The organism is Thermofilum pendens Hrk 5, assembly GCF_000015225.1.
GTDB lineage: Archaea > Thermoproteota > Thermoprotei > Thermofilales > Thermofilaceae > Thermofilum > Thermofilum pendens.
The window spans coordinates 1,143,605-1,156,266 of sequence record NC_008698.1 but is presented as its reverse complement, the minus strand read 5'-3'; the positions used below and the strand labels follow the sequence as shown (position 1 = coordinate 1,156,266).

At 60.9% G+C, this 12,662-nt stretch carries 15 protein-coding genes; 7 read left to right on the top strand and 8 right to left on the bottom strand.

The features are described from left to right. Positions 1–43: 43 nt before the first annotated feature. A complete protein-coding gene (locus TPEN_RS06255) occupies positions 44–1,162 on the bottom strand; it encodes a zinc metalloprotease HtpX (protein WP_011752881.1) in 1,119 nt (372 codons plus the stop codon). A gap of 131 nt (positions 1,163–1,293) precedes the next feature. Between TPEN_RS06255 and TPEN_RS06250 the strand changes: the two genes are divergently transcribed. From TPEN_RS06250 to TPEN_RS06220, 7 genes are read left to right on the top strand one after another with little or no spacing between them, the layout of a single operon-like run. Further along, positions 1,294–2,049, top strand: coding sequence for a DUF72 domain-containing protein (locus TPEN_RS06250; protein ID WP_011752880.1), 756 nt, complete (start codon positions 1,294–1,296; stop codon positions 2,047–2,049). Positions 2,050–2,077: 28 nt separating this feature from the next. After that, complete coding sequence (locus TPEN_RS06245; protein ID WP_011752879.1) at positions 2,078–2,344, top strand: hypothetical protein; 267 nt, start codon at positions 2,078–2,080, stop codon at positions 2,342–2,344. A gap of 40 nt (positions 2,345–2,384) precedes the next feature. After that, the gene (locus tag TPEN_RS06240) at positions 2,385–3,212 is read left to right on the top strand and encodes a Rossmann-fold NAD(P)-binding domain-containing protein (RefSeq protein ID WP_011752878.1); all 828 of its coding nucleotides are present in this window, start codon (positions 2,385–2,387) and stop codon (positions 3,210–3,212) included. Positions 3,213–3,270: 58 nt separating this feature from the next. Beyond that, positions 3,271–3,705, top strand: a complete 435-nt coding sequence (locus tag TPEN_RS06235) for an archaellin/type IV pilin N-terminal domain-containing protein (protein WP_011752877.1) — start codon at positions 3,271–3,273, stop codon at positions 3,703–3,705. 37 nt (positions 3,706–3,742) lie between these two features. Then, positions 3,743–4,057: a hypothetical protein gene (locus TPEN_RS06230; protein ID WP_052885223.1), complete on the top strand. Its 315-nt coding sequence runs from the start codon at positions 3,743–3,745 to the stop codon at positions 4,055–4,057. A gap of 5 nt (positions 4,058–4,062) precedes the next feature. Beyond that, positions 4,063–4,737 (top strand): cobalamin B12-binding domain-containing protein, encoded by a 675-nt coding sequence (locus TPEN_RS06225; RefSeq protein ID WP_011752875.1) that lies wholly within the window; start codon positions 4,063–4,065, stop codon positions 4,735–4,737. 23 nt (positions 4,738–4,760) lie between these two features. Beyond that, positions 4,761–6,104 (top strand): monomethylamine:corrinoid methyltransferase, encoded by a 1,344-nt coding sequence (locus TPEN_RS06220; RefSeq protein ID WP_011752874.1) that lies wholly within the window; start codon positions 4,761–4,763, stop codon positions 6,102–6,104. 6 nt (positions 6,105–6,110) lie between these two features. Here the strand turns inward: TPEN_RS06220 and TPEN_RS06215 are convergent, their stop codons facing one another. The 7 genes from TPEN_RS06215 to sufC form a co-directional block, all read right to left on the bottom strand. Next, a complete protein-coding gene (locus TPEN_RS06215; protein ID WP_052885222.1) occupies positions 6,111–6,311 on the bottom strand; it encodes a hypothetical protein in 201 nt (66 codons plus the stop codon). A 52-nt stretch (positions 6,312–6,363) separates the two neighbouring features. Next, positions 6,364–7,143: an ATP-binding cassette domain-containing protein gene (locus tag TPEN_RS06210; protein ID WP_011752873.1), complete on the bottom strand. Its 780-nt coding sequence runs from the start codon at positions 7,141–7,143 to the stop codon at positions 6,364–6,366. 4 nt (positions 7,144–7,147) lie between these two features. Next, on the bottom strand, positions 7,148–8,134 hold the full coding sequence (locus TPEN_RS06205) for an ABC transporter permease (protein WP_011752872.1): 987 nt from the start codon (positions 8,132–8,134) through the stop codon (positions 7,148–7,150). 34 nt (positions 8,135–8,168) lie between these two features. Further along, entirely contained in the window at positions 8,169–9,236 is a 1,068-nt protein-coding gene (locus TPEN_RS06200) for a sugar ABC transporter substrate-binding protein (protein ID WP_245534148.1), read from the bottom strand. A gap of 105 nt (positions 9,237–9,341) precedes the next feature. Further along, a complete protein-coding gene (locus TPEN_RS06195) occupies positions 9,342–10,436 on the bottom strand; it encodes a SufB/SufD family protein (protein ID WP_011752870.1) in 1,095 nt (364 codons plus the stop codon). Beyond that, positions 10,433–11,845, bottom strand: coding sequence for a Fe-S cluster assembly protein SufB (gene sufB, locus TPEN_RS06190; protein ID WP_011752869.1), 1,413 nt, complete (start codon positions 11,843–11,845; stop codon positions 10,433–10,435). Before sufB ends, TPEN_RS06195 begins: the two co-directional genes overlap by 4 nt. Continuing rightward, entirely contained in the window at positions 11,838–12,563 is a 726-nt protein-coding gene (gene sufC / locus TPEN_RS06185; protein WP_245534147.1) for a Fe-S cluster assembly ATPase SufC, read from the bottom strand. Before sufC ends, sufB begins: the two co-directional genes overlap by 8 nt. Positions 12,564–12,662: the final 99 nt, after the last annotated feature.

Sequence of the window (12,662 nt, the reverse complement as noted above, 5' to 3'; positions counted from 1 at the left end):
GCGATAAAAAATGCGGAAAATAGTATTTATTCTTATTTCGTGTTTAAGCGCGGAGAGAGGTGCGCTTGAGCGCCTCGAGGAAGGCTATCCTCTTCTCTATCGGCGGATGAGTTGCGAGCAGCTCTTCGAGGCTTACCAGCGGCTCTGCGAGCGCGTAGATGAAGAACATCTTGAGCTTGCTGTCCTCGACCCTCCTCTTCGCCACCTCTCGGCTACCGTAGTATGAGTCGAGGGACGCTAGCGCCGATATCATGGCGTCGGGGGATGTCACCATGGCGCCGTGGACGTCGGCGTAGTGCTCCCTCAGTCTCGAGAGGGCAAGCACGGCCAGCTGTATGATCACGCTTACAGCCATGAGGGCTATCCCGACGAGCACCAGGAGGAAGCCCCCGCCTCCCCCTCTCCTCTCCCCGTCGCCGTCGTACCTGGCCCCGGACGAGAAGAAGCCCATGTACGCCAGGAAGCGCCCTAGGAAGTACACGACGGAGGGTATTAGCCCGAAGATCAGCATCACGGTGTTGTCCTTGTGCTTGTGGTGGCCCAGCTCGTGCCCTATGACCGCCTCCAGCTCCTCGCCCTTGGCGAGCCGCATCATGCCCTCCGTGACGGCGACGTAGCTCCCGAACAGCGGGGAGGAATAGGCGAAGGCGTTAGGCTCGCGCATACGGGTGGCGATAACAGCTTTCGGCGGCTTCATCCCGGCCCTCTGCGCGACCCTGTTGACTATGTCCTGGAGCACTGGGTCCGGCTTGCACCCGTACATGACGTTTATGAGTAGGGGGGAGAAGAGCCAGGAGAAGAGCGAGGGCACGAGAGCGAAGACTATAGCCAGGGAGAGAAGCTGGCCTGTGAGCTCCGCGCCAAGCAGGCTCGAAACCCCCAAAGCTACGAGCCCAAACCCGCCCAGCACGCCGGCCATCGTGGCGATCATCGAGGACCTCAACACCCCTAGGTTTGAGGGTGTCGGGGTGAGGTACTTGCCGAAGAGGGACGGAGCCGTTACGAGCACAGCCATCGCAAGCGCGTAGCCGATGAAGTCCAGCGCCCACCAAGCACCCACGGGGCCGTAGAAGCCGGAAACGGGGACCAGTGCCTGCAGTAGCAACGAGAAGATGAGAGCAACGCTGGCGAGGCTCAAGACCAGCAACAACTTCTCCTTCATACCCGGTCAAGGTAAACTGTTCAACAAAGCTTAAAGCTTTACGCCCGAGAGCTTGAGCGAGGCTTAGGCTTCGCCCACGAGCGGAGGGCTTGAACGTTAGGCTTATCGCTCGCTACTCGGCTCTTTTAACGATGGCGAGGCTGCTCGTCGGGTGTTGCGGCTTCCCCGTGGGGCGCTCCAAGTACTACTCGATGTTCAGCGCCGTGGAGCTCCAGGAGACTTTCTACAACCCGCCCGACCCCGAGAAGCTCGCGAAGCTGAGGAGGGAGGCGCCGGAGGGCTTTGTCTTCACGATGAAAGCCTGGCAGGCCGTTACGCACCCTCTCGACAGCCCGACGTGGAAGAGGGCGAGGGTTAAGCCCGGGAAGGAGCTCGCCGACAGGTACGGCTTCCTCAGGCCGACGAAGGAGGTCTTCGAGGCGTGGGAGCTGACCGCTAGGGCCGCGAAAGCCCTGGGGGCGAGGCTCGTAGTCCTGCAGACTCCGCCCAGCTTCGACGCGAGCGACGAGAACCTGAGGAACGCCGTCGAGTTCTTCTCCTCGGTGGAGACGGGGGACTTCCTGCTGGGCTGGGAGCCTAGAGGCGACTGGCTCAGGAAGCCCGAGAGGATAGCCGAGGTTGTGGGGAGGTTTAGCCGCGTGGTCCACGTCGTAGACCCGTTCAGGTCGAAGCCCGTCGTCGAGAGGCCCACGGCCTACTTCAGGCTCCACGGGATAGGCCCGGGCGAGGTGAACTACAGGTACCGGTACACCGACGAGGACTTATCGACGCTCTGCTCGATTGTGAGCGGGCTGGGCGCCGAGGAGGTCTACGTGATGTTCAACAACGTCTACATGGCTCAGGACGCCTCGAGGTTCAAGGAAAAGTGCCCGGCAAGCAATAAATAGAGGCGCGCGGAGAATCTCTACGTCGGGTATGAGCAACAGGAAGATCGCCGCCCTCCTACTGGCCTCAGGCGCCGCGCTCATAGTCCTCGTCTTCGTGCTGGCAGTGCAGGCAGCCCTCTCGTACCAGAAGCCGCAGATAGGCGGGGACGCGGGGGCCGCGTTCAGCTCCATGCTCAGCGAGGTGCTCTACCTGTTCGGAAAGGCGGTCTTCCTGTTCGTCGCCATACTCGCAGCGTCGCACCTCTTGAAGAACGGCGTAGAGCTACTGAAGTCCGAGGGCTTCATGCAACCGTAAACCACAAAGTATTTTTGATTCGCCGTGAAGCTCGAAGGGTATGGAGAGAGTGCTCGTCGTAGGTCTAGGAGAGGTTGGCTCCGCTGTCTACGAGGTTCTCAGGGACTCCGGGAGGATGGAGGTCTACGGCTACGACCTGGACCCGTCGAAGACCGTGCACAGGCTGGAAGACGTGCCGGCGCCGCTGGACTACCTGCACGTAGCCATACCGTTCACTCCGCGCTTCGTCGACGCCGTCAAGTCCTACGCGGAGAAGCTGAAGCCGAGGGCTGTCTTCGTGCACTCCACGGTCGCGCCGGGCACGACGAGGCTCCTACACGGCGAGGCAAGGCTACCCGTCGCCTACACCCCCGTCAGGGGGAAGCACCCAAACCTGAAGAAGCACCTGCTCTTCTGGCCGAAGTGGGTCAGTGCGGTCCCCGAGGGCTTCACCGAAGAGGCGAAGAGGCACTTGGAGGCGGCAGGCTTCAAGGTGAAGCTCGCCAGTAGCCCCGAGTCGCTCGAGATAGCGAAGCTCTGGGAGACCGTGTATAGAGCCGTGATGATAGCCTCGTGGCAGGAGCTACACAGGGTCGCGGCGAGGTACGGCGCCGACATAAGGGTCGTAGCCGAATTCATAGCGGAGGTACACGAGGTGCTGGGAGACAGGCCCGTCTACTTCCCCGACTACATAGGTGGTCACTGCCTGATACCCAACACCGAGATACTGAACAAAGCCTACCCCTCGAAGCTATTCGAGTTCGTCCTGGAGTCCAACGAGAAGCGCAGAAAGGAGGTGGAGGACCCGCGCGTCAAGCGGGAAATAGAGGACACGAAGAAACTCTTCCTCAAGCTAACCCGGGCAGACTACTACGGCGGCAACATATAGCCATTTTTATCGCTACGTATATAAAGCTAAAAATACAAAGGTATTACCGGTGAAAACGATGAAAAAGAGGGGCGTAAGCCCCGTAATAGCAACACTACTCCTAATAGTCATAGCAGTAGCCGCGGCAGTCCTAGCGTACATCTGGATCACCGGGTACCAAGGAACCCTCACACAGCAAGCAAGCACAACCCAGCTACAAGAGAGAATCGCAATAGAAGCAGTAAGCTACAATGGCACTACGTTAACCGCATACGTGAGAAACGTTGGAGATGTAAAGGTTAACATCACCACGATCTACGTCTTTAACGGTTCAGGAACAATAATAAACAGTAATAATAATAATTATCAACTTGCAACTCCCGTAGTAATTAGTCCTGGACAAGTCAGTACGGTGACTACTTCTGTCACTCTAACAGCCGGTAATACCTATACTGTCGAGGTTGTCACGAAGTACGGCACTAAGGCTTCCTACGTATTCACGTACAGAGGGTAAGAGTAAGGTTTTTCTTTTTCTGCTCGTTTCTTGCGGCGTGGTTGAGGCTCGCGTAGCCGTTGAGGAGGCTGTGGAGGAGTTTAACAGGCTTCACGGTAGCGAGGGGCAGGTGAGGGTCGTGGAGTGGCGTGGGGACGGCTTTGTCGCCGAGTTCGTGGGTAGCTTCTGCGTGACTTGCGGCTTCTACGACTACTTCGAGGACTTCGCGTTGATGGTCGCGGAAAGGGGTGTACGCGTCGGCGTGGTAGACGTGGAGGAGTTCGAGGGAGGGGCTAGGGTTGCCTACCGCTTCCTCAGGGAGGGGGAGGAGCTGAGGTTCGTGCCCGAGAGGGTTGTCTTGATACTGGAGTGATCCCCGTGGACTGCAGGGGTGTCTACGCGGAGATCTCGAGGAGGCTCGCCGACCTGGACGCCGGGACTGTCGAGCGCCTGGTCTCCGAGGCTCTCGAGGCTGGCTGCGACGTCGTGGAGGTCGTCGAGGAGGGGTTGAGAAAGGGGATGGTGGAGGTCGGCGTTAGGTTTGAGAGAGGCGAGTACTTCCTCCCGGAGCTCGTCGAGGCTGGGGACATATTCAACTCGGTGATGGAGAAGTACGTGTTGCCGAGGCTTAAGGGCTCCCGGGCCGGCGTTAGGGGGCGCGTGGTGATAGGGACGGTGCGCGGGGATATACACGATATCGGCAAGAACCTCGTCGCCACTATGCTCAGGGTTAACGGCTTCGAGGTGGTGGACCTCGGGGTGGACGTGCCGCCCGAGAGGTTCGTGGAGGCGGTCGAGAAGTACGGGGCGGAGGTTGTCGGTATGAGCGCTCTCCTCACTACCACGATGCTGGAGATGAGGAACGTTATAGACGCGTTGAAGGCGGCGGGCCTCAGGGACAAGGTCAAGGTGATAGTGGGGGGAGCCCCCGTAACCGAGGAGATCGCGAGGGAGATAGGCGCGGACGCCTACGGCAGGGACGCGGTGGACGCCGTGGAGAAGTGTGCGAAGCTCGTAGAGGAGCTACGCAGAGCACGCGCTTCAAGTATATAAGCTCGCGGAGCGTTTTCCACAGCGTGAGGGGGCCGCTCCTCGTAGAGCTGAGGGCGAGGAAGGGGGAGTACGTAGAGCAGAAGAGGTTCGACTTGGAGAGGGTTTCCAGGAGGGTCGCCGAGCTGGAGAAGGAGTACGGGGTTAGCTTCGACCCGTCGAGCCCGGCTCCCAGCGAGGACCTGGCTAAACCCGTCTTCGAGGCTGGGTTCACCCTCGCCGTCGAGACGGGGCTCTACGTGGTCGACGAGTCGCGCGTTGCGAGGTTCACCGAGGAGGAGGTCAGGGAGGCTTTGAGGAACGCCCCGAGGGAGCTCAGGGTCGGGCGCGGCAAGGACGAGAGGGTGCTCCGAGCGAGGGGCCCGGGGGACAGGGTCTTCGTGTTCGGGGGCCTTGCGGGGACGCCCGTCCCTCTGGAGTTCTTCGAGGCGTCCGCGGCTTCGTACGCCGCTGTGCCGAGGGTAGACGCCTTGGACCACGGGAGCATCCAGGCTGTAGCGGGGGAGGCTGTGCGGGGCTACGCGCCGAGCGAGGCGCTGGCGGGTATCGAGGAGGCTGAGGGGGTTAGGAGGGCTCTGCGGGCTGTCGGGAGGCCCGGTATGCACGTACTGGGGGCTGAGAGTAGCGTGTCCTCGGTGGGGAGCCTCTCCGCCCTCTCCCTCGGGCTCCTGGGAGAGGGGGACGCCCAGTTGCTCCCCGTGCTTAACGAGCTTAAAACGGACTATGGTCAGTTGACTAAGGCGTACGTCGGGCTAGCGAGGGGGCTCATAGGGGCCGCCCTGGTAGACCCCGTGGTGGGCGGGTACGCGAGGGGGCCCGCGGGCTCCGCTATCGTCAGCGTCGCCGAGACTCTCCTCGCGCTGGTCGCTTACGAGGCTGGCTACTTCCTGGTGCACCCGGTTCACATACTGAGGAAGGCGACCTCGACGCTTGAATGCATGTGGGTAGAGTCCGTCGTCGGCCTCGCGAACAGGTACATGGGACTCCCGGTCGTGGCAGACATCTGGCCTGCCAACGGGGGCGGCACGAGAGAGTACCTCTACGAGGCGGCCGCCAACACGTTCGTCGCCGTAGCGTCGGGGCTCAACGTGCTTGGACCCGTACCGGCGAACGGGACCCAGCCGAACGGCGGTGGCTTCGAGTCGTGGTTCGTCGCGAGCCTGGCGGACCTCGTCGCCGAGAAAAAGGTGAGCGTGGGCGCGGCGTGGTCCGCCGCTCTGGAGCTGTACGAGAAGTACGCCGACAAGCTTTCCAGCCCGAACCCCGGGAAGCCGTTCTGGGAGCTCTACGACTTGAAGAGCCTGAAGCCTTCCGCTGAGTGGGAGAAGACTGTGTGGGAAGTCCTCCGAGAGGTCGCCGAGCTAGCCTAGCCGCCCTTAGCGGCGCAACACTTCTTCGAGTATTTTACAGAGGAAGCTCTTGTAGTCGTGTATCACGAGCCGGGAGGGCCTCCCCTCAGCCCAGGAGAGGGTGGCGTCCGGGGGCTCCGAGGTCGCCGGGTGGAACTCGATGACTAGTTTCTGCGTTGCCGGGTCGAACGTAGCTACTAGCGAGAATTTTTCGCCTTCCGCAGACATGTGCCGTTAGTAACGGCGAATAATATATGCTTTTCGTTTATACGCGATTCGTTTATACGCGCTGGTTTTCTTCTGGCTGTGGGGTGGCGGGGGCTCCCGTCCTGATTACGTCTATTACTTCCTCGGGGGTAACCTTCTCCCTTGGCACGTCGAGTATCTTTCTGCCGTGGTCCAGTGCTACTATCCTGTCGGATACCTCGTAGACGTGGTAGATGTTGTGGGAGATTATTATGACGCTTACTCCCTGCTTCTTGACCTCTAGTACGTGGTCGAGCACTCTCCGCGTTTCGCGCACCGAGAGGGCGGCTGTCGGCTCGTCGAGTATTAGTAGCTTTGCCTTGAAGTGCATGGCTCTCCCTATAGCCACGCTCTGCCTCTCTCCCCCGCTGAGCTTCGCTACTCTCTCAGACGGCGAGCGGATCCTCCTAAGCCCGATGTCCTGCAGTATGCTCCACGCCTCCCTCTCCATCCTCGCCTTGTCTAGGATCGCTATTGGGCCTATCCTCTTGGTGGGCTCCCTTCCGAGGAATATGTTCCTGTCTATGCTCAGCAAGTCTATCAGCGCGAGGTGCTGGTAGACTATCTCTATGCCCCTAGCCCTAGCCTCGCTCGGGTGCCTGAACACGACGGGTTGCCCCTCGAAGAACATCTGCCCGGCGTCCGGCTGGTAGACGCCGGCGATTATCTTCACGAGGGTGGACTTCCCCGCCCCGTTGTCGCCGACTAGCCCGACCACCTCGGCTCTGCCGACGTGGAAGTCTACGCCTCTAAGCGCCTCCACCCTGCCGAACCTCTTCACTATCCCCCTCATCTCCAGCAACGGCTCCGCCACGCTCTCACCCACCGGCTACGTACTTCCTCACCACGAATATGTTTATCACGGTGGCTACTATCAGTATCACTCCTATGAACGCGCTGTACCAGTAGGCGGGCGCCTTCGCGAGGACGAGCCCGACGCGCGTCATGGCTATGAGGAAGGCTCCGAGGAAGGTCCCCGTTATGCTGCCGTAACCCCCGGTGAGCAGGCACCCCCCGAGTACCGCGGACGTTATGGCTTCCAGCTCCAGGCCTTGCCCCAGCGTGGGGTCTACGACCTTGAACCTGCTCAGCGCCATTAGCCCCGCGAGCCCCGCTAGCAGGGACGAGAGGCCGAAGTTCAGGAGCTTGACCTTCGTGACGGAGACTCCCAGCTCCCTAGCCGTGTTCGGGCTCGCCCCCACGGCGTACGTCCAGTTGCCGTAGGGGGTCCAGTCGAGGATGAACGCTAGCAGCGCGGTGAGTGCTACGAGCCACGCGGCGCTCGTCCTGAGCCCCTGCTCCCCGACTGGGCCGTTGAGGGCGTACATGAGCCAGTGGTCGTGCTCGAGCCTGACGGGGAAGCCGCCCGTGATTGCTAGCAGTATGCCGCGCAGGAACATCATCATGCCGAGCGACGTTATGAAGCTCGGTATCCCTGTCTTTATGGTCACGTAGCCGACGAGTACCCCTATCCCGTACGCGAGCGCGAGCATAACCACGGATGCTAGCAACATGTCTACACCCATGTTCGCCATGATGGCTACCCCCATGGGCACGAGGGCGTAGACGGAGCTCACGGACAGGTTGAACTCCCCGGTGATCATGAGGAACGCTACCCCGAGGCTCACGACGCCGAGCTCGCCTGCGAGCGTGAGTATGCTGTAGAACGTAGGTAGCGTTAGGAACTTGTCCGGGACGAGCACGAGGAAAACAGCGGCTATCGAGAAAAAGCTCGAGACAACCCCTATCTCCGGGTGTTGCGCCAGGAAACCGGCTTTACGCAGACCCTCTGCCCGTGTAGCCATACCCGGTCACCAGGGGAAAAAGAAAAACAAATTTTTAGGCTCCCCCTGTCGTCGCTATCTGCTTCTTCACGGTCTCCAGCTTCGCCTTGTCGATAACGGTGGGCCCTGTCGGCACCTGGGGCGGCGGGATTATCCCGTACTTCACGTAGAGGTACATGAAGACTACGGGCAGGAAGCCCTGCGCGTAGGGCTGCTGGCTTACAGCCGCGTCGAGCTCTCCAGCCTCTATGGCTTTAAGTATCACGTTGTCGATATCGACGGTTAGGAGGTGGACCTTGCCCGTTAGCTTCATCTCGCGGAGAACCTGGAGCGCCGGGTGGGCCCCGAGGGGTCCGAGCGTGAATATGACGTCGGTGTCCGGGTGCGCGGTTAGGTAGCTCTTAAAGACCTCCGCGGCCTTCGTCGGGTCCGTCGTTATGTCGAGCTTCTCGACGGGTGTCCCCGGGTACGCCTGGGTGATCGCGTCGGTTATCCCCTTCGCCCTTGTCTCGAGACCTATGTGCCCTACCTCGTGTATCCCTATCACTACGCGCTTCGGCTTGTAGCCCTTGTCTACAAGGTACTTGGCTAGGTAGTAGCCAGCGTCGTACTCGTTCTGCCCGACGTAGCTAAGGTAGGGTATCCTCTCGTTCGGCGGCCTGGGGTCAGGGACGTTGACGGCAATTATGGGTATTCCCTGCGCGATAGCCCTCCTCGCCGGCTCGTCGAGCGCCTTGTAGTCCGTGATCGTGAGTATAATGCCCTGAGGCTTAGCCGCGATAGCACTGTTCAGCAGGTCGACCAGGGCCTGTATGCTGAACTTCTCGGGCCCGCTGTACACGACCTTCACGTTGAGGAGCCTCGCCGCGTCCTGGGATCCCTTGATTACTGGGGCCCACCACGGGTCAGCGGGGCCTCCGTGGGAGACGTAGTAGAACGTGTACTCCGGGGCGGCGGCGCCGGCTTGTAGCTGTTCGAGCTTCTTTTCGAGCTCGGCGTACTTGGAGTAGGGAACCATGGTTGCCGCGGCGATCCCGTAGCCGATTACTGCGCCGATGAGAAGGCCTATCACGACCGCTACAGCCAGGGTCTTGCCGGCTGGGCCGGTTTTCTGCTGGGACATTTTTATCGTTAACCCTTGGAAATTATAACTCCTATTAACCTTGCGGAAAATGCTTAAAAGCATAGACCCTTACGGCCTCCCTTCGATTCAAAGTTTTTTAGTTCGCTAGCCAGCCGAGACGCTTCGCAACGCGGCCTTCAGGGCTTCCTCGATGTAGAACAGCACGTAGCCATTCGGGCTTCTTCCCTCGAACGCCTTGAAGGCCTCTGCCTTCAGGGCGAGGCGGAGCGCCTCTTGCTCCGTGAAGCCCCTGCTCCTGAGGTAGAATATCCTCTGGGGGTCTACCGGGCTTTGGGACGCCGAGTGCTGGGCTTCTTCCGCGTCGTCAGACTCTATCTCGAGGGTGGGGGAGGCGTAGACCTTGGAGGAGGGGGTGAGGGGTATTAGCCTCGATGAGAGCCTTCCCCGGGCGTTCACGGAGCCTCTGACTATCTTCACTGCCCCCTTGTGCGCCAGGAAGCCGTCCGCCGAGGCTCCTACGAGCCTGATGAGGGCGGATGAGCGCGGCGACTCTACCGCTACATCCGTGTTGAGGCTTGCGTGAGCCTCCCGCGGGGACACGGCGAGTATCGAACTGTCCAGCGACGAGCCTCCTCCTCTAAGCGAGGCCTTTAGGTCCGCGTAGAGGGCTCTGCCCGACACGGCGACTACCGATTCCTGGAGCGCCGAGCCTTCCCCTAGCCGGGCCACGGCCATCAACGCGGTCGCCGAGCTTCCCGAGTCGAACAGTATTACCTCGAGACGCGACCTGGAGCCCTCCTCGACGGAGACGTTCAGAGATAGCGTCGAGAGCCCCGCCGCCTCTGGGGGCGCCAGGGAGACGAGGATAAGCGAGGAGGAGCCCCGGAGCCTCACGTTCAGGTGTGCCGAGTAGAAGCCTTCGAGGGGCTTCTCTACTGCCACGACGAGCTTCTCGCCGGAGAGTTCTAGGCTCAGCGAGGAGGCGAGGTTCGAGAAGTGGAACGCCGGTAGCTTCGTGTCCACGGGTAGGGGCCAGGAGGGCTCGTCCTCCACGCCCACGGTGCCTGGGGACAGGGTTACGTCTGGCCGGAGCACCAGGAGCCCCGCGTCGACGCCGAGCCTGGACGCCCTTTCCCGCCTGGCCACGTACTCCTCGAAGACCTCCCAGTTAGCGTAGTGCTTCGTCGCGGGCGAGTCGGCCACGTGCTGGTACGGGAGGTTCTCGTAGGCTACCTTCACGCGTAGCCACCTATTTCCTCGAATTCTAGCTCGAGTACTCTCCGGAATACCACCTGGTACTCGAAGGGGAGCTTCCCGAGCACGTCCCCGACGTAGCCCAGTACTACGAGCCTCCTGGCTTCGGACTCGCTGAGACCCCTGGTCTTCAGGTAGAAGAGAGCCTCCTCGCTTAGCCTCCCGGTCGTCGCCTCGTGGACCACGGTGGAGTCCTCCTCGTCGACCTCGTTCCTCGGGTAGGTGAGGGCCTTGGACTTCTTGTCGAGTATGAGGCTGTCGCACTTGACCGCCGCCGTGGAGCCCCGGGCGCCCCTCGCGACCTTCACTAGGCCCCTGTAGACAGCTGTGCCCCCGTCCGCGCTTATACTCTTGCTTACCACCTCGCTACTCGTGGAGGGCGCCAAGTGGTACACCTTTGCCCCTCCGTCCTTCCACACGGGTCCCTTCGCGAGGGTTATGTTCGTTATCGATACGCGCGCATTCGCGCCTCTGAGGATCGCCGAGGGGTAGACGTAGCTCACCTTGCTCCCAATGCTACCCTCCACCCACTCGACGACCGCCCCCTCCTCGACGAGAGCCCTCTTGTTGTTGAAGTTCACGAGGTTCTTGCTCCAGTTCTGGGCAGTCGTGAACTTCACGTGTGAACCCTTGTGGGCGTAGACCTCTACCATTCCGTTGTGGAAGCTGTACTTCTTGAACATGGGCGCCGCGCAACCCTCGATGAAGTGTACGAAGCTCCCCTCGTCGGCTACTACTATCGTGTGCTCCATCTGGCTCTCCAGCTCGCTGGCTATGAAGAAGAACGCCTCTATCGGTGCCTCTATCCTTACGTTTGGCGGGACGTAGAGGAAGACTCCCCCGCTCCAGAGGGCGCCGTGCAACGCGGCAAACTTGTGGTCGCTCGGCGGGAAGACCCTCATGAAGTACTTCTTCACGAGGTCGGGGTACCTCTGGACCGCCTCGCTCATATCCATCAGTATTACCCCCTGCTTCTCCAGGAACTTCTTGAAGGCCAGGTATACGTTCTCGCTCTCCAGCTGTGCTGCGAGCCCTGAGAGCACGCGCCTCTCTATCTCCGGCAACCCGAGCCTCTCGTACACCTTCCTGACGTCCTCCGGCAAGTCCTCCCAGCGAGACACCCTCTCGACGTCCGGGTGCACGTAGTGGGCGAGCTCCTCGAGGTCTAGCTCGTCGACGCCGACGAGCCAGTTCGGCTCCGGGAGCTTCTCGAAGAGCTCTAGGCTCCGCAAGCGTAGCCTCAGCATCCACTCGGGCTCTCCTTTCGAGCGCGAGATCTCCTCCACGAGGCTACGCGAGATCCTACCTTTAAGCGTGATCCTAGGCTTAAGCCTCAACGCGTCCAGGCTTACCTCGCCGAGGCTGAGGCTCTCCAGCAGGCTGGTCTTACTCACCCAGAACCACCTGGTAGCCCTTTTCCTCCACTTCGTCCAGGAGCTCTAGCCCTCCGGCGGCGCGCACCTTGCCGTCGACGAGCACCACTATCCTGTGGGGCCTCAGGGTGCGGAGAGCCAGGGGGTTGTGGGAAATGTAGAGGACTCCTGCACCGCTCTCTGCGAGCTCTCTGACTTTCCCAGTGAGGCTCTTCACACCCTCGAGGTCTAGCCCCGAGTCCAGCTCGTCGACTATGAGTATTTTAGGCTTGAAGAGTAGTGCTTGCAGGAACTCGAACCTCCTCTTCTCGCCTCCGGAGAAGCCCTCGTGGACGTAGCGCGACAGGTACTCCTCGCCGAGGCCCACCTCCCGCATGTACATGGAGAGAGCCTCTTCGCCTACCTCTACTCCTCTGCGCGCGAGGACCTCCCTCAGGAATACCGAGACCGGCAACCCCCCTATCTCCGGGGGAGACTGGAAGACGAGGAATAACCCCCTGGAAGCCCTCTCCTCAGTCTTCAAGTGGTTGATAACCTCCCCGTCCAGCGTTATCTCTCCTTCCTCGACCCTGTAGAGCGGGTGGCCCATTATGGAGTAAGCCAGGGAGGTTTTACCGCTACCATTGGGGCCTATGAGGCCTACGATAACCCCCGGAGGGACCTCTAGGTCGACTCCCCTGAGTACAAGCTTCCCGTTAACCGACACCCTTAAGCCGCGTACCTCCAGTCCGCTCATCATATCCCGCCGTCATAAGCCCAGCGGGGGCATTTATACTTTGCTCGCGCACGCGCGCGAGTGACCCGGAGAGATTCCTCGCTAGGGCGGGGATTCGGGGCT